Genomic DNA, 16,635 nt, shown 5'->3' with positions numbered 1-16,635 from the left:
CCTTTCCGAAAGCCCCTTCGGCTTACGGTTTTCGGTTCACGGTTCTTTGGGGGTAGACCTCCCTGTTGAGGCCTATGTATATAGCTTAATTTCCAAAAGGCGTTTTTATGGGTGTTTTCCAAAATCCACGTCAATGAATTTCGGGTCAAAGTACGGCTTCCCGGGCACATGTCCCACAGGCCGTCCACGCCGCGCGGGCCTGATGGTCACCACTGCCAGCGCATCGATAATGGCACGCCGCCTGTCGAGGTCCGCGTCGAGGAACATCTGTCCTGGGTCGGCGGCTGTCAACGTTTCGCCCAGAACGTTGCCCGTCGTAAGCGCGGTCAGCTTCTGCTCTACTTCCTCGATCTGACCCTCCAGATTGCTGCGCGCCTCAAGGACCATCTGCCAGTCGGTGATCCTCCCGCCCGCGTACTCCGCAGGCAGCCCCTTCAGTCGCTCCCGGTAGCCTCGAAGGTCAGCCCGCAGCTTCTCTACGTCCTTCCGGTGCGGGGCAGGCACCGTCATCTTTGCCCGAAGCGCGTCCTGTTCGTCGCGCAGGTAGTCTCTTACGGCTATCTCTACGACGGCGTCCGTCAGATACATGTCTCGGTTCACGTGCCCGCTCGACGTCTTGCAGCGATAGACGAGCCGTCGCACCCTCCCCTCGCCCGAGGTCACAGCCGCTCGAACCACTCCCCCGCAGCCCGGTGTCCCGCAGCGGAACAGGCCGGAGCCGAGCCAGCGCCTCTCGCTTCCGTTCTGCGTCCGCCGCGACGGGTCCGTGAGGATGCCCCGAAGCGCCAGCCACTTGTCCTCAGGAATGACGGCGGCCCACTGTGCTTTCCCGGTTATCTCTCCGTTGACCTCCATCAAGCCAGCGTTGCGCGGCCGGAGCAGGATGTTCCGCAGCGAGACAACATCCATCGCGAGGTTCTTAGATGTGGTCGTCAGGCCGGACTCGTTGATTTCGCGGGCAGCCGCGCCCAGCGAACGACCCGCGATTATCGCGTCCGCAGCCCGCTCCAGCGCTGCCGCCTCGTCGGGGCGGATGGTCACGCCATCGGCCTCGTAACCGAATGGCCTGCGACCCCCGCGCCACTTACCTTTCGCCGCCGAATCGGCCTTCGCCCGCTGCACGCGCTCAGCGGTGCGCTCGGCTTCTGCCGCGTCCCATGCCGCCACGGTGCGGGCAGTCGCTCGCCCGTCGGCCGTCGAGAAGTTGGCCGTGCCGGACATAACGGTGTGGATCATCGTGCCCACCGTCTCATACAGGCGGATTAGATCTTCCCACTCGGCGGGCCGTCGCGTGATGCGGGAGGCGGAGTACGCGAGGATGGCGTCGTAAATGCCAGCCCGCGCGCCGTCGATCATCTCCTTGTAGAGCGGACGAGCCTTCTTAGACTTCGTACTGGCTCCTGTGTCGTTCTCGACGAACACGCGGACCACTTCGAGGCCCAGGCGCGCCGCCAGCGCGCGGCAGTCCACTTCTTGCCGTTCCACACCAAGGGCCAGCCCCTCCGGATCACTGGAGATGCGGCAGTAAATGGCGGCGCGGGGCCGTGCCTGCTGGGTAGTTTCCATAAACGCCATTTTACGCTTTTGCTAGGTCGAAGCCCGAACCGCGTTTAGGCAGTGACGCCGGGATGAGGTTGGCCGTGATCTTCCGGCGGCTGAGCGGGATGCCGGAATTCTTCGCGGCCGAACGGATCCGTTCCTTGGCTTCGTTCAGGGCCGCATCCGGCAGCCCCAGGATGACGAACGCCGGGAGCGTCTGGCCGATGTCGGCTTCGACTTCAACCACATAGCCGTTCAAGCCCACCAGCGCGATGGAGTACGTCCGGCCCAGGGCCATCACCCCACCCCCTTGAGGTGCTCCACCACCGGGTGGCCGCCGCCGTCGTCCACCACGGCGATAACGTCCACGCGGCGCAAGGGCATTCGGAGTTCCCGGTCACGGCACCAGGCTGCACCGAGCCGGTGCAGGCGTGCCAGCTTCTCCGGGCCTACTGCCTCGAAAGGGTGGCCGAAGTCCAGGGAGCGGCGGGTTTTGACTTCAGCGATGACCAGCGCGTCACCGTCAAGGGCCACGATATCGATCTCGCCCTCGGCGCACCGCCAATTGCGTTCCACCACGAGCATGCCCAGCGTTTCAAGGTAGCCGGTGGCAAGGTCTTCGCCGCGCCGGCCCAGCAGGTCCTTCGATTTCATTTCTACCTCCGCACCCAGCTTGGAGGCGGCCGGCCGCGGAGCACAGAAAGGCCCTGCCGTATGTGGACAGGGCCTTTGTGTGGAGGGAAAGTCGGGGAGCTGCTAGTTGCCCAGGTCCACGTCCTTGGGCAGGGCCAGTTCCTCGTTGCGCGGCAGTTCTTCGACGTTGACGTCCTTGAAGGTCAAGACCCTGACGCTCTTGACGAAGCGGGCCGAGCGGTAGACGTCCCAGACCCAGGCGTCCTGGAGGGTCAGGTCGAAGTAGACCTCGCCGTCGGCGCTTCGGGCCTGCAGGTCCACATGGTTGGCGAGGTAGAAACGCCGTTCGGTCTCGACAACGTAGGTGAACAGGCCGACGACGTCGCGGTATTCACGGTAGAGCTGAAGCTCCATGTCGGTTTCGTAGTTCTCAAGATCCTCGGCACTCATGCTTCCATCTTGCACCATGTCCGGCAGGGCTTGCGCCGAAGGGAAAATTCAGACTTGGTCCTGCGCGTCTTCGCCGGGGGTTTCGGTGCCCTGCAGCTCGCCGCCGAGCAGCCGCCAGCTGACCCGGTGGTAGGGCGTGGGTCCGGCTGCGCGGAGGACGTCCCGGTGCGCTGCGGTGGCGTAACCCTTGTTGATGTCCCAGCCGTAATCCGGGTACTCGAGGTGCAGTTCGCGCATCATCCGGTCCCGCTCCACTTTGGCGATGACGCTCGCGGCGGCCACACTCAGGCACTGCATGTCCGCCTTGACCTTGGTGTGGACGGGCGCGTCGCAGGCGGCTTCGGCCACGGGCTGGTCGAAGAGGGAGGGCTGCCCAGCCGGGGAGAGCCAGTTGTGGCTTCCGTCCAGCAGCACCGCCTCCGGGATGATTCCGTCGCCCAGGATGGTCCCCCAGGCACGGGTTCCTGCCAGCCGCAACGCTGCGATGATGCCGAGCGAATCGATCTCTGCGGCGGTGGCGTGGCCCACTGCCGAGGCGACGCTCCAGCGGCGCACCAACGGTTCCAGCCGCTCCCGCTCCGCCGGGCTGAGGAGCTTGCTGTCACGCACGCCCGCGAGGGACTTTTGGCGCTCCAGGTCCACCACGGCGATTCCCACGCTGACCGGCCCGGCAAGCGCACCGCGGCCCACCTCATCCACGCCGGCCAGGAGCCGTACGCCCGTGGCCTTGAAGGTACGCTCATGCCGCAGCGTGGGTGCCTTGGCCCCGCGTGCCGGAGCGGCACCTGCGCGGGTGCGCGGTGTTCCTGCGGGTGCGGTGCGGGCGGCGGAGGGCATGGTCAGCGGGGCGCCGGTACGTTGCGGAACACGTCGGGGTAGTTGTCCAGGGTCTTGATCCTGTTCAGCGGCCAAGCGATGACCGCGGCCTTGCCCTCGAGGTCCTTGAGGTCGATAAATCCGCCGTCGTTCTCCATGTGTGCCCGCGAATCGGCGGAATGGTTCCGGTTGTCGCCCATCACCCACACCTTGCCCTCCGGGACGGTGACGTCAAAGTTGCGGACCTGCGGAACTTCGGCGGGGTTGATATACGTCTCGTCCACCGGCGTTCCGTTAATGGTCAGTTTACCGCCGGCGTCGCAGCACACCACGTGGTCGCCCGGGAGCCCGATGACGCGCTTGACCAGGTGCTGCTCCGAATTGTCCGGCAGCAGTCCCACAAACGTCAGTCCATCCTGGACCCACGTAAACGGCCCCTGGGTCTTGGCTGCTGCCGGCGGCAGCCAGCCCTTGGTGTCACGGAACACCACCACATCCCCGCGGCTGAGCGCAAACGGTTCCGGGACTAGGAGGTTGACGAAGATCCGGTCGTCCACATCAAGCGTATTCACCATGGACTCCGACGGAATGAAGAACGCCCGGAACAGGAAGGTCTTGATGAGGAAAGACAGCACCACGGCGATGACCACGACGGTGGCAATTTCCTTGAGCCACCCGAGCAAGGGGTTGCCGGTGGCCTTGCCGGCCGGTTTGGATCCGGACCGGCCTTTCCGGTGGGAGGGCGTGCCCGCTGCGGGACCGTCGACGGCTTCTTCGGGGGCTGGAACGGCCTGGTTGTCTGCGGCGCCGTCATGGCGCGGTTCAGGATTCCGCGCTGGGTTCTCGGGCATTTACGGTCCGTTCTTTGTTGTTGGCTCCACCACTGGCGGCCGTGCTACTGGAGCAAATCTATCAAGGGGCCACAGGATCTGGACCGGCCGGCCGATCACGCGCTCCAGCGGAACCAGGCCGCCGCCGGGGGCGCCCAGCAGGCTGCGCGAGTCCGCGGAAACCGAACGGTGGTCACCCATCAGCCACAGCCTGCCCTCGGGGACCACGGAGTTGAATTTTTGGGCGCTGGGGGCATCACCCGGAAATATGTACGGCTCATCCAGCGGCACGCCGTTCACGGTTACCTTGCCGCCTGCATCACAGCAGATCACGGTATCTCCGGGTAGCCCGATGACCCGCTTGACGTAGGTGGTGTCGCTTCCGGTGAGGCCAAGCCACTGGGTGAGGCCGGTGGCGGCGTCCATCAGCGACCCCTTGCCACTCGCAAGCGGCGCGAACGTGCCGCGTCCGTCAAAGACGACGATGTCTCCGCGCCTGATGGGCTCGGCCTGGAAATCCGTGCGCGAGACCAGGATCCGGTCGCCGCCCTGGAGCAGCGGCTCCATGGACTCCGAGGGAATGTAGTAGACATCGAGCCACAAGGAGCGCACCACGCCGCTGATGGTGACGGCCAGGACCAGGGCCAGGAACACAAAACGCCAGCCCATGGTGCGGGGCTGGCGTTTTGTCTGGTGCATGGTCCGTATCCTGGCGCTGGTGGATTGCTCCGGCGCTTGCCGGCTACGGCCGCGTCCCAGCCTGGTGCTAAGTCCGAAAGGAGCTTACTTGCCGGTGGCGAAGTCGCGCTTTTCCTTGATCTTCGCAGCCTTGCCGCGCAGTGCGCGCATGTAGTAAAGCTTGGCGCGGCGGACGTCACCCTTGGTGACGACCTCGATCTTTTCGATGATCGGGGAGTGTACCGGGAAGGTACGCTCCACGCCGACACCGAAGGAAACCTTGCGGACGGTGAAGGTTTCGCGGACGCCATCACCCTGGCGGCCCAGGACGAAGCCCTGGAACACCTGGACACGGGAGTTCTTGCCTTCGATGATGTTCACGTGGACCTTGAGGGTGTCGCCCGCGCGGAAATCGGGAACATCGTTGCGCAGCGAAGCTGCGTCGAGGGAATCGAGAATATGCATGGTTGCACTCCTGGTGAACGCCACAGGTCATTCACTTTGGGTCACGGCAGGCAAGTCCGTCCGCCCGAAAGCCGGACGGATTATTGCCGCCGAAGTAAAGTGGTCCGGCCGCTTCAATGGTTGACGGGGCCGGTTGTCCGGCTGTTGGCCGCGCTACCCCCTGTGGCAGGTGCGGACCCAGCAGACACAAAGGTCAATTTTGCCACAGTGGAAGGGCTACGCCAATTCCGCGCCGGAGCCGGGGCCGCTACTGCTCCGTCGGAGCCGGGCCAGGGCGGCGGGCCAACCTTCCAGCGACGACGTCGTACCCCAGGTTGTGCAGTTCGGTGCGGTCGGCACGCGGAAGATTACCGGCGTCAAACGCCTCCAGGAGGTCCGGGCGGCGTTCGGCTGTGCGGCGGTACTGCTCGTGCCGGCGCCACTGCGCAATCTTCCCGTGGTTTCCGCTGAGGAGGACCGCCGGGACCTCGCGGTCCCGCCACACGGACGGCTTGGTGTAGACCGGATATTCCAGCAGGCCATCGGAGTGGGACTCCTCCACCAGGGACTCGGGGTTGCCCACCACACCGGGCAGCAGCCGGCCAATGGCCTCCACCATGGCCAGGACAGCCACCTCCCCGCCGTTGAGGACGTAGTCGCCAAGGCTCACGGGGCGGACGGTGAAGTGCTCCTGCGCCCACTCGATGACCCGCTCGTCTATGCCTTCATAGCGGCCGCAGGCGAAGGCGAGGTGTTCTTCCTCGGCCAGTTCGTAGGCGAGTGCCTGCGTGAACCGCTCGCCGGCGGGAGACGGAACGATCAGGACGGGTTTGCGCTGCGGATCGGCATTGCCCTGGGCCACCGCTGACAGGGCTTGCGCCCACGGCTCAGGCTTCATGACCATTCCCGCACCTCCGCCGTAGGGAGTGTCGTCCACGGAACGGTGCTTGTCCGTGGTGAAGCTGCGGAGGTCGTGGACGTGCAGGTCCAGGATTCCGTCCTGGCGGGCCTTGCCGATCAGCGAGAGCTCAAGCGGAGCAAGGTATTCGGGGAAGATGCTGACGACGTCGATCCGCATCTATTCCCTGCCTTCGGGTTCCGGAGACGCGGCGTCGTCGGCGTTCACTTCAAAGAGGCCGTCCGGCGGGGTGAGGAGGACGAACCCCTCCTCGATGTTGACCTCGGGCACGATCTGCTCAACGAAGGGGATGAGGATCTCTTCGCCGTCCGGGGTGGTCACGGTCAACAGGTCCTGCACAGGCATGGTGGCAAGCGCTGTTATCTTCCCCACGACCCGTGAGCCCACCCGCGCCTGGAGGCCGACGAGTTCGTGCTCGTACCAGCCTTCGTCGTCGTCATCCTCGTCGAGTTCCTCGGTTCCGATGAAGAGCTTGGCACCGCGGAGGGTCTCGGCCCTGTTGCGGTCCGTGACTTCCTCGAAGCCCAGCAGCAGGATGTCCTTGTTCCAGCGCGCACTGCTCACCGTCAAGGGGCCGGCGGAGGCAGGTTCAACGACGAACTCCGTGCCGGGGACAAACCTGTCTTCGGGGGCATCGGTCAGCACCTGGACCGTGACTTCCCCGCGGATGCCGTGCGGCTTGCCGATCCGCGCCACCTGAAGCTGCATCTGTTCCTCTGTTCCGGGTTGTGATTGTGGTGGGGTGAAAGCACTCCGGCCCCTCCACCTGATGGTGGAGGGGCCGGAGCAAAAAACTGAAAGTTGCCGAGCGCTCAGCGGCGGCGGTCGGTGTCGACGACGTCGACCCTGACCGGTTCGCCGCCGGCCAGTGCTGCCACCACGGTGCGCAGTGCGCGTGCCGTGCGGCCCTGGCGGCCAATCACCCGTCCGAGGTCATCCTGGTGAACCCGCACCTCGAGGGTGTCCCCGCGGCGGTTGTTCTTCGAACTGACCTTGACGTCGTCCGGGGAATCGACGATTCCGCGGACGAGGTGCTCCAGCGCTTCTGCCAGCAATTTACTCAGCCTCGGTGGTCTCAGCTTCGGCGTCGGCCGGGGCCTCGGCAGCGTCAGACTTGGAGGCCTTCTTGGTGATGGCTTCCGGGATGATGACCGAACCCTTCTCCGGAGCAACGAAAGCTTCCTTCGCGACCTTGGTCTTGAGGGTGCCTTCCTGGCCCGGGAGGCCCTTGAACTTCTGCCAGTCACCGGTGATCTTCAGGATGGCGGCAACCTGCTCGGACGGCTGGGCGCCGACGGACAGCCAGTACTGGGCACGCTCGGAGTTGACCTCGATGAATGAGGGCTCTTCGGTGGGGTGGTACTTGCCGATCTCTTCGATGGCGCGGCCGTCACGCTTGGTGCGTGAGTCCGCGACGACGATGCGGTAGTACGGGGCGCGCATCTTGCCGAAGCGCTTAAGGCGAATCTTTACGGCCACTTTTGTGGTCACTCCTGTTTCAGAAAAGGGGTGAACCCGGCTTTCTGCACCCGTGGGGCGGGCCATACTTGCGGGCTCAAAGGACAGGATCCGGACGCGGAGAGAGGGGCCACGCGGATCGAGTACATGTCCATTGTGCCAGATCAGCGAGCTTATTTCGACTTGGCGTCGCGGCGCGGGGCGCCGCCGCCGGCAGGAGACCGGACCCTGCGGCTCCGGTCAGGCGGACCAGACGTACAGCCCGGTCCGCTCGGCGTCGTCCAGCCCGGCCGCGAGCGTGGCGAGCTGCTCCACATAGGTCCGGGCCTGGGCCGCACCGAAAGGCATGTCGTCCTGGGCAGCCCACTGCTCGGCAACGTCTTCGAGGACGTTGCCCTCACCTTCGGTTTCGTAGGACAGGAGGTCAGCGAGCGCCCGGACCATGGCAGGGGGAACTGCGAGGAGGGAGTCGCTGGCCACGTCCACCATGGTCAGCTCATAGTCGGCACCGCCGGCGTGCACTGCGGTCCCGGCGAGGTCGCCGAGCTGTTCGATTTCGAAGTCGCTGACCCCCTCGATCCGCACGGCATGACCACCTGTTGCCGCGGGCGCGCTCCCTGCATCAAGGAGGCCGGCGCGTTTCAGCGCGGCGTCATGGGTGGCAACAAAGATCTCGGTGAAGCCCATGGCTGTTAGCCCTTCTTCCGTTGGCGGAACTGCGCGCCGGGAGCTGCCTGCGTCCCGGCCGTACGGAATCAGCCTAGTAGCTGCGGACCGGCCGGCGCACGCGCGGGGGCCACGGGGGCCACGGGGGCCGGCAGGGCCGGCCGCCTTCCGCCGTCAGGACGGTTCAGCGGACGGCCACCCGCAGCCGGTTGCGCCACGGATCCTCGAACCGGAGTTCGGCGCCGGTGTGGTGGGCAGGCACTCCGGCGACCTTGAGGCGGTCGGCCAAGGCGCCGACGTCGTCCCCTGACGGAACTTCGATGAGGACTTCGCCGAGCCCAAGGGTGTCCTTGCGGGGGCCGGCACCGCGGCTGTTCCAGACGTTCATGGCCATGTGGTGGTGGTAGCGGCCGGCGGAAACGAACAATGCCTGCCCGTGCCAGCCCGCCGTCTTTTCGAATCCGAGGGTGCCCACGTAGAAGTCGCGCGCCGTCTGGACGTCTCCCACCTGAAGGTGGACGTGGCCCACGCCTGCGGCCGTCACGCGCTGGCCTTCCAGGGATTCCTCCGTTAGGTGCTGTTCCAGGTAGCGCTGCGGGGGCAGTGCGAGGCTGTCCATCACTACGTCCGTCCCGTTCCAGGACCAGTTGCTGCGCGGGCGGTCCCAGTACAGCTCGATACCGTTGCCTTCCGGATCGGTGAAGTAGAAGGCTTCGCTGACCAGGTGGTCGGCGCTGCCGGTGAAGGACATCGGCTCGTACTGCGCCGCGGTGGCAATGGTGGCGGCGAGGGAGGCCTGGTCCTCAAACAACAGCGCGGTATGGAAGAGGCCGGCCTCTCCCCTGCCGGGCAGGTTCAGCCCGGGGGCCGGGGCCAAGTGGACCAAGGGGCGGCCAAGACGGCCCAAGTACAGCCCGCCGTCCTGTTCGGCCACCACCTCCAGGCCCAGGGCGCGCTGGTAGTAGTCGGTCATGACCTTCATGTCCCCCACCTTGAGCATCACGGTGCCCATGGCGAGGTCGGCAGGAAGAAGATCCTGGCTGCTGGCTGATGCGGTCATTGAAGGCTCCTTGCATTGGCGGCCGTCCCGTTGGCGGCCTGTCACACATTAAAATTACTTGAAGCTTCAATTTATTCCAAGTCCCGGGCAGCACTTTCAATCAGCAGATGATGCGGCCGCCGAGCACGACATGTTCCAGCCTGCCGATGGTCTCCGGGACCGCCCGCGGATCCTCACGGCACACGACGACGTCGGCGCGGGCCCCCTCGTCCAGGCCGTCCGCCCCCAGCCAGGCACGCGCTGCCCAACAGGCCGCATCAAGGGCTGCAGCCATGGGGAGCCCGGCACTGTGCAGGGCGAGGATTTCGTCCGCAATGCGGCCGTGGCTGATGACGCTTCCGGCGTCGGTGCCGGCGAAGATGCGCACACCGGCGGCATGGGCCTGCGCCACCCGCTCCAGCCTCCGCTCCCAGAGGGACCACATGTGGGCTGCGTACCGTGGAAACTTCGGCTCCGCCTGGGCGGCAATGTCCGGAAACGTGGCGATGTTGATGAGGGTGGGCACGATCGGCACCCCCTGTTCGGCGAACCGGGGCAGGTGCCGCGGCAGGAGCCCGGTGGCGTGCTCAATGCAGTCGATGCCGGCATCGAGCATCTGGTCCAGGGTGTCCTCGGCGAAGCAGTGGGCGGTCACCCGGGCGCCTTCGTCATGCGCCGCACGGACGGCGTCCCGGACGACGGCGGCGGGAAAGGAGGGTGCCAGGTCGCCGACGCCCCGGTCGATCCAGTCCCCCACCAGTTTGACCCAGCCGTCACCGTCCCGGGCCTGCTTGCGCACCGCCTCAACCAGGCCCTCGGGTTCAACTTCGTGGGCGAAGCCGCGCAGGTAGCGCCGGGTCCTGGCAATGTGCCTGCCCGCGCGGATCAGGACCGGAAATTCCTTGCCGCCCTGCATCCATCGCGTATCGGCCGGCGAGCCCGCATCCCGGACCAGCAGCGTGCCGGCGTTGAGGTCGGCAAGTGCCTGTTCCTGCGCCACGGCGGCCTCCACCGGACCGGACGGACCCAACCCGATGTGGCCGTGGGCGTCGACGAACCCAGGCAGCACCCAGCCGTCAAGCACCCGGTCAGGCGGTGGCGCGGGCCGATGGAAAGTGAGCCTGCCGTCCACCGACCACAGTCCGCGCCGCACCCGGTCCGGCGCAGCCAGCACGGGTCCGCGGAAGTGAATGATTCCTGCCATCCGGGGATCCTTTCGTTGCCCGGTCAGGCTAGCATCACCGATTGTTACACCGGGCTTCCAGAGGGCTGTGGTAGCTTCGTTGCTGACCACACGGGTGCCCTTGCAGGGGCTGAGATCGGGCTGACGCAGCCTGCGACCGTTGAACCTGTCCGGGTAATGCCGGCGAAGGAAGTGAGTATTCCCTTGAGTACGCAAAACACCCAGTTGAACCCTGCCCTGCTGACCTCCGGCGGCCCCGGGGACGCATCGGAACAGCCCGTGACCCAGTCACTGAAGTCCCATTCACTCGCCTATGTCGAGGACGAAACGGCCGGAATCCGGGTCCCGGTGACTGAAATCGCCCTCGAGCCATCGCCGAACGGGCGGCCGAATGCTCCCTTCCGGACATACCGGACGGCGGGCCCGGGAAGCGATCCGGTGCGCGGGCTGGAGCCCTTCCGCGCGGAATGGATCGAGGCGCGGGAGGACACCGAGGCCTACAGCGGCCGGGAACGCAACCTGCTCGACGACGGCCGCTCGGCCGTGCGCCGCGGCGCAGCCTCCGCGGAGTGGAAGGGCGCCCGGCCGGTGCCCCGCCGCGCCGTCGAAGGGAGGACGGTGACGCAAATGCACTACGCCCGGCAGGGCATCATCACGCAGGAAATGCGTTTCGTGGCGCTGCGGGAGAACTGCGACGTGGAACTGGTCCGGAGCGAAGTTGCCGCCGGGCGGGCCATCATCCCGAACAACATCAACCACCCCGAGTCGGAGCCGATGATCATCGGCAAGGCCTTCCTGGTGAAAATCAACGCCAACATCGGCAATTCCGCGGTGACGAGCTCCATCGCCGAAGAAGTGGACAAGCTCCAGTGGGCCACCCAGTGGGGCGCGGACACGGTGATGGATCTGTCCACCGGGGACGACATCCACACCACCCGGGAATGGATCATCCGCAATTCCCCCGTCCCGATTGGAACCGTGCCGATCTACCAGGCGCTGGAAAAGGTCAACGGTGAGGCCAACGCGCTGACCTGGGAGATCTTCCGGGACACGGTCATCGAGCAGTGCGAGCAGGGCGTGGACTACATGACCATCCACGCCGGCGTCCTGCTGCGGTACGTCCCGCTCACGGCTGACCGGGTAACGGGCATCGTCTCGCGCGGTGGCTCGATCATGGCCGGCTGGTGCCTGGCCCACCACCAGGAGAACTTCCTGTACACGCACTTCGACGAACTCTGCGAAATCTTCGCCAAGTACGACGTCGCCTTCTCCCTCGGGGACGGCCTGCGCCCCGGTTCCACGGCGGACGCCAACGACGCCGCCCAGTTTGCCGAGCTGGACACGCTGGCCGAACTGACGCAGCGCGCCTGGGAGTACGACGTCCAGGTGATGGTGGAAGGCCCGGGCCATGTGCCGTTCCACCTGGTCCGGGAAAACGTGGAGCGGCAGCAGGAGTTGTGCAAGGGTGCGCCGTTCTACACGCTGGGCCCGCTGGTGACCGATGTCGCGCCCGGTTACGACCACATCACCTCGGCCATCGGGGCCACCGAAATCGCCCGGTACGGCACCGCCATGCTCTGCTACGTCACGCCCAAGGAACATCTGGGCCTGCCCAATAAAGACGATGTCAAGACCGGCGTCATCACGTACAAGATCGCAGCCCACGCAGCAGACCTGGCCAAGGGCCACCCGGGAGCGCACAAACGGGACGACGCTTTGTCCAAGGCACGGTTCGAATTCCGCTGGCGCGACCAGTTCGCGCTCTCGCTGGACCCGGTGACTGCGGAGGCGTTCCACGACGAGACGTTGCCGGCCGAACCCGCCAAGACAGCACACTTCTGCTCCATGTGCGGACCCAAGTTCTGCTCGATGCGGATCAGCCAGGACATCCGGAACGAATACGGCTCGGCTGAGGCGCAGGCGGCGCTCACCGAGGCGGCGTCCGGGATGCGGGAAAAAAGCCAGGAATTCCTGGCCGCGGGCGGCAAGGTCTACCTGCCGGAACTCCAGGTGCCTGCCGGCAGCTAGGAGGCCCGGGCCGGCCGGCTCCGGCTGACCTCGCTGATGAACTGCCGGATGGCACGGTCGCCTTCCACCGAGTCATGGGGCCGGTGCCCGCCCGCGGCAACGCGGTGCAGGGCGCCGGTCTCCCTCAGGTAACCGGCAATTTCCTCGTACAAGGGCTCCCAGCCCCCGGTCAGGACCAACGTGGGGACACCGGGAACAATGTGCAGCGGCGCCTCCCACGACGGGACCTGGAGCCGCAGCCGGCGTGCGGACCGCTTCTCCTCCGTGGTGGCAGGCTGCTGCAGGTCCGTGGCATAGACCCGCCGGACGAACTCCCGCTGGAAGTCCTCGTCACTGAGCTGGTGGCGGACCTCGAGGAGGGGCTTCATCAGGCTGATGTGTGCCGCCGTGGCCGGCAGTTCAGCGGTCAGGGAGAGGCACGCCGGTTCCACCAAGGTCAGCGAATAGACGAGGTCGGGGCGTTCGACGGCGGCCATCATGGCGGGGATCGCTCCCTGCGAGTGTGCCACCACGTGTCCCCCGGCTGCGCCGCGGCCATCATCCGCCAAGGACCGCAGCACGATGGCGGTGTCCTCGGCAAAGGATGATTCCACTGGTTCCGCCACGGCGTCATAGCCCTGCCGGCGAAGGAACAAAGCGTCGAAGGACAGCGCCATGCCGTGCTGGCGGGGCCACGCGGCGGCACCGAAAGCACCGGCGCCGTGCACGAAAACTACCCGCTGCTTGAACATGAACCAACCCTATTCCACGGCACCGACATCCCAACGAAGAAGCGCCAGGTGTCGTCTTGAACGGTCAAGACGGCACCCGGCGCTTCCTGATTACGTGAAACTGCTACTTGCCCAGGAACTTGTCGAAGCCCTTGGGGAGGTTCAACTGGGACGGATCGAAGTCGCCACCCGGCTGGCCGAACGCGGCACCCGTGGGCAGCGCCTTGCCAGCGTTCGCGCGCCGGGCTTCGGCCTCCTTGCGTTCCTGTGCGGCCTTGGCGGGGTTGCCGGACTTCGCCTTCTTCTTCGGCGCGTTCTTGGCGTTCTTGCGCGCACCTCCGCCGGCGCCGGGAATGCCCGGCATACCGGGCATTCCAGGCATGCCGCCCTGGGCCATCTTCTTCATCATCTTCTGGGCCTGCGCGAAGCGTTCCAGCAGGCCGTTGACCTCGGAGACGTGGACGCCGGAGCCGCGGGCGATGCGCGCACGGCGGGATCCGTTGATGATCTTCGGGGCCAGGCGCTCGTGCGGCGTCATGGACCGGACAATGGCCTCGACGCGGTCGATTTCGCGCTCGTCGAACTGCTCCAGCTGCTGCCGGATGTTCTGCGCACCGGGCATCATCATGAGCATCTTCTTCATGGAGCCCATGTTGCGGATTTGCTGCATCTGGGCGAGGAAGTCCTCGAGGGTGAAGTCTTCCTGGTCGGCGAACTTCTTCGCCATCCGGGCAGCTTCATCCTTGTCCCAGGCCTTTTCGGCCTGTTCGATGAGCGTGAGGATATCGCCCATGTCCAGGATGCGCGAGGCCATCCGGTCCGGGTGGAAGAGTTCAAAGTCGTCCAGGCCTTCGCCGGTGGAGGCGAACATGACCGGCTTGCCGGTGACCGACGCAACCGAGAGCGCGGCACCGCCGCGCGCGTCGCCGTCGAGCTTGGAGAGCACGATGCCCGTGAAGTTCACGCCTTCGTCAAAGGCGAGCGCCGTGTTGACGGCGTCCTGGCCGATCATGGAGTCGATCACGAAGAGGACTTCGTTGGGGACGATGGCGCGGCGGATCTGGCGGGCCTGTTCCATCATGTCGGCGTCGACGCCGAGGCGGCCGGCGGTGTCGACGATGACGACGTCGTGAAGCTTCTGGCGCGCCTCCTCAACACCGGCACGGGCTACGGCGACGGGGTCGCCGGCCGGGTGGTCCAGCTCCTGGGAGGTGGCGCCGGGGTGCGGGGCGAAGACGGGCACGTTGGCGCGCTGGCCAACCACCTGGAGCTGGGTGACGGCGTTGGGACGCTGCAGGTCGCAGGCCACCAGCATGGGGCTGTGGCCTTGGGCCTTCAGCCACTTGGACAGCTTGCCGGCAAGGGTGGTCTTGCCCGCACCCTGGAGGCCGGCCAGCATGATGATGGTGGGACCGTTCTTGGCGAGCCGGATCCGCCGCGTTTCGCCGCCAAGGATCTCCTGGAGTTCCTCGTTGACGATCTTGACGATCTGCTGGCTGGGATTCAGCGCGGCCGAAACCTCGGCACCGAGCGCACGTTCGCGGACCTTTCCGGTGAATTCGCGGACCACTGGTACGGCGACGTCTGCGTCCAGCAGGGCCCGGCGGATCTCGCGGACGGTGGCATCGACGTCGGCCTCGGTGAGGCGACCCTTGCCGCGGAGATTTTTGAAGGTTGCTGTCAACCGGTCAGAGAGTGAATTGAACACGCGCCGTGAACTTCTTTCAAGAGATGATCGGGACTCGACTACCAAGGGTATCAAGTCAGCCACGTCAGATGGCATGCTGGCAAAATGACGAGCCAAACATCTGTACAAACCTTGCTCATCCTCGGCGCCTCGGGCGACCTCACCGGCCGGCTCCTCCTTCCCGGCCTTGCCCGGCTGGCGGCGGCCGGGCGTGCCGAAGGACTCCGGCTGCTGGGTGCCGGATCGGATCCGTGGACCCCGGAACAGTGGCAGGAGCGGGTCCGGTCTTCGTTCGACGCCGCAGCCGGCTCGGCGGACGGGCCGGGCAAGGAAGCCCTCGAGTCGATCAGGAAGGAGACGGAGTACCACCAGGTGGATGTCACGGCCAAGGGGGCCCTGGCATCGTTGCTGGCGGGGCTCAAAGGACCTGTGGCCGTCTACTTTGCGCTTCCGCCCCGCATCAGCCAGCAGGCTTGCGAAACGCTCCAGCCGGAAGAGGTTCCGGAGGGAACCCGGCTGGTCATGGAGAAGCCGTTCGGCTCCAGCGAGGAATCGGCGCGCTCCTTGAACCGCACACTGGCGCGCCTGGTTCCGGAGGACCACATCCACCGCGTGGACCACTTCCTGGGCAAGGCGACGGTGCTCAACCTCCTGGGCCTGCGGTTTGCCAACAACTTCCTGGAGCCGGTATGGAACCGGCAGCACGTGGAGAAAGTGGAGATCTTCTTCGACGAGGACCTGGCGCTCGAGGGCCGCGCCCGGTACTACGACGGTGCCGGCGCCCTCCGCGACATGATCCAGAGCCACCTGCTGGAGGTCATGGCCCTCATGGCGATCGAGCCGCCCGCAACTATTGGCGAGCGGGACCTCCGCGACGCCGTGTCCAGCGTGCTTCGGGCCAGCAGCGTCCGCGCCCCGTTTACTGACACCACCCGCAGGGCGCGCTACACGGCGGGATCAATTGCAGGAAAGGCCGTCCCGGACTACGTGAAGGAAGAGGGGGTGGACGCCGGCCGGGGAACGGAGACCCTTGGGGAGATCCAGGTGGACATCGACAACTGGCGCTGGCAGGGCGTGCCGTTCATCCTGCGCTCCGGGAAGGCGCTGGGCGATAAGCGCAAGGAAGCGGTGGTCACCTTCCTGCCCGTACCCCACCTGCCCCGGGGCTTCACGGGGGTGGACTCCCCCAACCAGCTGCGGATCGGGTTTGGTCCCGACACGTTGGAGTTCGACGTCGACGTCAACGGCCCGGGGAACATCTTCAGCCTGGGCCGGGTCACCCTGGAGGCGGAATTGAGTGCCTCCGACCTGTTGCCGTACGGGGAAGTGCTGGAGGGCGTCCTGACCGGAGACCCGTTGCTGTCCGTCCGCAGCGACACGGCGGAGGACTGCTGGCGGATCGTGGAACCCGTACTCAAGGCGTGGGCGGCGGATGAAGTGCCGTTGGAGGAGTACGACGCCGGTTCGGCCGGCCCGGCGTCCTGGCCCACCAACCGCGGGACCGGCGCGGGCACCGGAGACTGACCGGGCCCCGGCACCAGCCCTAAACGACTCA

18 protein-coding genes, 1 pseudogene and 1 riboswitch are annotated in these 16,635 nt (G+C 66.2%); of the genes and pseudogenes, 2 read left to right on the top strand and 17 right to left on the bottom strand.

From position 1 onward, the window contains the following. Window positions 1-105: 105 nt before the first annotated feature. From QRN53_RS10780 to QRN53_RS10710, 15 genes and pseudogenes are all read right to left on the bottom strand, one after another. On the bottom strand, window positions 106-1,566 hold the full coding sequence (locus tag QRN53_RS10780; protein ID WP_285244002.1) for a recombinase family protein: 1,461 nt from the start codon (window positions 1,564-1,566) through the stop codon (window positions 106-108). Window positions 1,567-1,585: 19 nt separating this feature from the next. Further along, a pseudogene (locus QRN53_RS10775) lies at window positions 1,586-1,837 on the bottom strand (magnesium chelatase domain-containing protein); the annotation flags it as partial. Beyond that, the gene (locus QRN53_RS10770) at window positions 1,837-2,193 is read right to left on the bottom strand and encodes a YraN family protein (RefSeq protein ID WP_285244001.1); all 357 of its coding nucleotides are present in this window, start codon (window positions 2,191-2,193) and stop codon (window positions 1,837-1,839) included. The pseudogene QRN53_RS10775 and the gene QRN53_RS10770, both read right to left, overlap by 1 nt. 102 nt (window positions 2,194-2,295) lie before the next feature. Next, window positions 2,296-2,622: a DUF2469 domain-containing protein gene (locus QRN53_RS10765; RefSeq protein ID WP_018759992.1), complete on the bottom strand. Its 327-nt coding sequence runs from the start codon at window positions 2,620-2,622 to the stop codon at window positions 2,296-2,298. Window positions 2,623-2,670: 48 nt separating this feature from the next. Then, window positions 2,671-3,459, bottom strand: coding sequence for a ribonuclease HII (gene rnhB, locus QRN53_RS10760; RefSeq protein WP_285244000.1), 789 nt, complete (start codon window positions 3,457-3,459; stop codon window positions 2,671-2,673). A gap of 2 nt (window positions 3,460-3,461) precedes the next feature. After that, the gene (lepB, locus tag QRN53_RS10755) at window positions 3,462-4,289 is read right to left on the bottom strand and encodes a signal peptidase I (RefSeq protein ID WP_285243999.1); all 828 of its coding nucleotides are present in this window, start codon (window positions 4,287-4,289) and stop codon (window positions 3,462-3,464) included. Further along, on the bottom strand, window positions 4,290-4,967 hold the full coding sequence (gene lepB / locus QRN53_RS10750) for a signal peptidase I (protein ID WP_285243998.1): 678 nt from the start codon (window positions 4,965-4,967) through the stop codon (window positions 4,290-4,292). Between the two features lie 84 nt (window positions 4,968-5,051). Then, a complete protein-coding gene (gene rplS, locus QRN53_RS10745) occupies window positions 5,052-5,411 on the bottom strand; it encodes a 50S ribosomal protein L19 (protein WP_285243997.1) in 360 nt (119 codons plus the stop codon). 247 nt (window positions 5,412-5,658) lie between these two features. After that, the gene (gene trmD, locus QRN53_RS10740; RefSeq protein ID WP_285243996.1) at window positions 5,659-6,468 is read right to left on the bottom strand and encodes a tRNA (guanosine(37)-N1)-methyltransferase TrmD; all 810 of its coding nucleotides are present in this window, start codon (window positions 6,466-6,468) and stop codon (window positions 5,659-5,661) included. Next, window positions 6,469-7,017, bottom strand: coding sequence for a ribosome maturation factor RimM (gene rimM / locus QRN53_RS10735; protein WP_285243995.1), 549 nt, complete (start codon window positions 7,015-7,017; stop codon window positions 6,469-6,471). Window positions 7,018-7,121: 104 nt separating this feature from the next. Then, window positions 7,122-7,364, bottom strand: a complete 243-nt coding sequence (locus QRN53_RS10730) for an RNA-binding protein (RefSeq protein WP_018759999.1) — start codon at window positions 7,362-7,364, stop codon at window positions 7,122-7,124. 1 nt (window position 7,365) lies between these two features. Next, the gene (gene rpsP, locus QRN53_RS10725) at window positions 7,366-7,788 is read right to left on the bottom strand and encodes a 30S ribosomal protein S16 (RefSeq protein ID WP_018768286.1); all 423 of its coding nucleotides are present in this window, start codon (window positions 7,786-7,788) and stop codon (window positions 7,366-7,368) included. A 219-nt stretch (window positions 7,789-8,007) separates the two neighbouring features. After that, window positions 8,008-8,454 carry a hypothetical protein gene (locus QRN53_RS10720; RefSeq protein WP_285243994.1) on the bottom strand — a complete coding sequence of 149 codons (447 nt, stop codon included), beginning with the start codon at window positions 8,452-8,454 and terminating at the stop codon, window positions 8,008-8,010. 163 nt (window positions 8,455-8,617) lie between these two features. Further along, entirely contained in the window at window positions 8,618-9,493 is an 876-nt protein-coding gene (locus QRN53_RS10715) for a VOC family protein (protein WP_285243993.1), read from the bottom strand. Between the two features lie 100 nt (window positions 9,494-9,593). Further along, the gene (locus QRN53_RS10710; protein ID WP_285243992.1) at window positions 9,594-10,676 is read right to left on the bottom strand and encodes an amidohydrolase family protein; all 1,083 of its coding nucleotides are present in this window, start codon (window positions 10,674-10,676) and stop codon (window positions 9,594-9,596) included. Between the two features lie 80 nt (window positions 10,677-10,756). Beyond that, window positions 10,757-10,864, top strand: a riboswitch (TPP riboswitch). Here QRN53_RS10710 and thiC point away from each other — a divergent pair. Next, entirely contained in the window at window positions 10,860-12,683 is a 1,824-nt protein-coding gene (thiC, locus tag QRN53_RS10705) for a phosphomethylpyrimidine synthase ThiC (protein WP_502934840.1), read from the top strand. Its footprint overlaps the riboswitch before it by 5 nt. On the opposite strand, the gene QRN53_RS10700 is transcribed toward thiC, so the two are convergent. Then, a complete protein-coding gene (locus QRN53_RS10700) occupies window positions 12,680-13,414 on the bottom strand; it encodes an alpha/beta fold hydrolase (RefSeq protein WP_285243991.1) in 735 nt (244 codons plus the stop codon). The two genes, thiC and QRN53_RS10700, sit on opposite strands and share 4 nt — an antisense overlap. Before the next feature lie 103 nt (window positions 13,415-13,517). Then, window positions 13,518-15,101 (bottom strand): signal recognition particle protein, encoded by a 1,584-nt coding sequence (ffh, locus tag QRN53_RS10695; protein ID WP_285243990.1) that lies wholly within the window; start codon window positions 15,099-15,101, stop codon window positions 13,518-13,520. Window positions 15,102-15,185: 84 nt separating this feature from the next. Between ffh and QRN53_RS10690 the strand changes: the two genes are divergently transcribed. Further along, the gene (locus tag QRN53_RS10690; protein ID WP_285243989.1) at window positions 15,186-16,604 is read left to right on the top strand and encodes a glucose-6-phosphate dehydrogenase; all 1,419 of its coding nucleotides are present in this window, start codon (window positions 15,186-15,188) and stop codon (window positions 16,602-16,604) included. Window positions 16,605-16,635: the final 31 nt, after the last annotated feature.

The organism is Pseudarthrobacter sp. fls2-241-R2A-127 (assembly GCF_030209355.1).
Taxonomy (GTDB): domain Bacteria; phylum Actinomycetota; class Actinomycetes; order Actinomycetales; family Micrococcaceae; genus Arthrobacter.
Note: the sequence above shows the minus strand (reverse complement) of the source record. Positions and strands in the feature narration are given on the sequence as shown.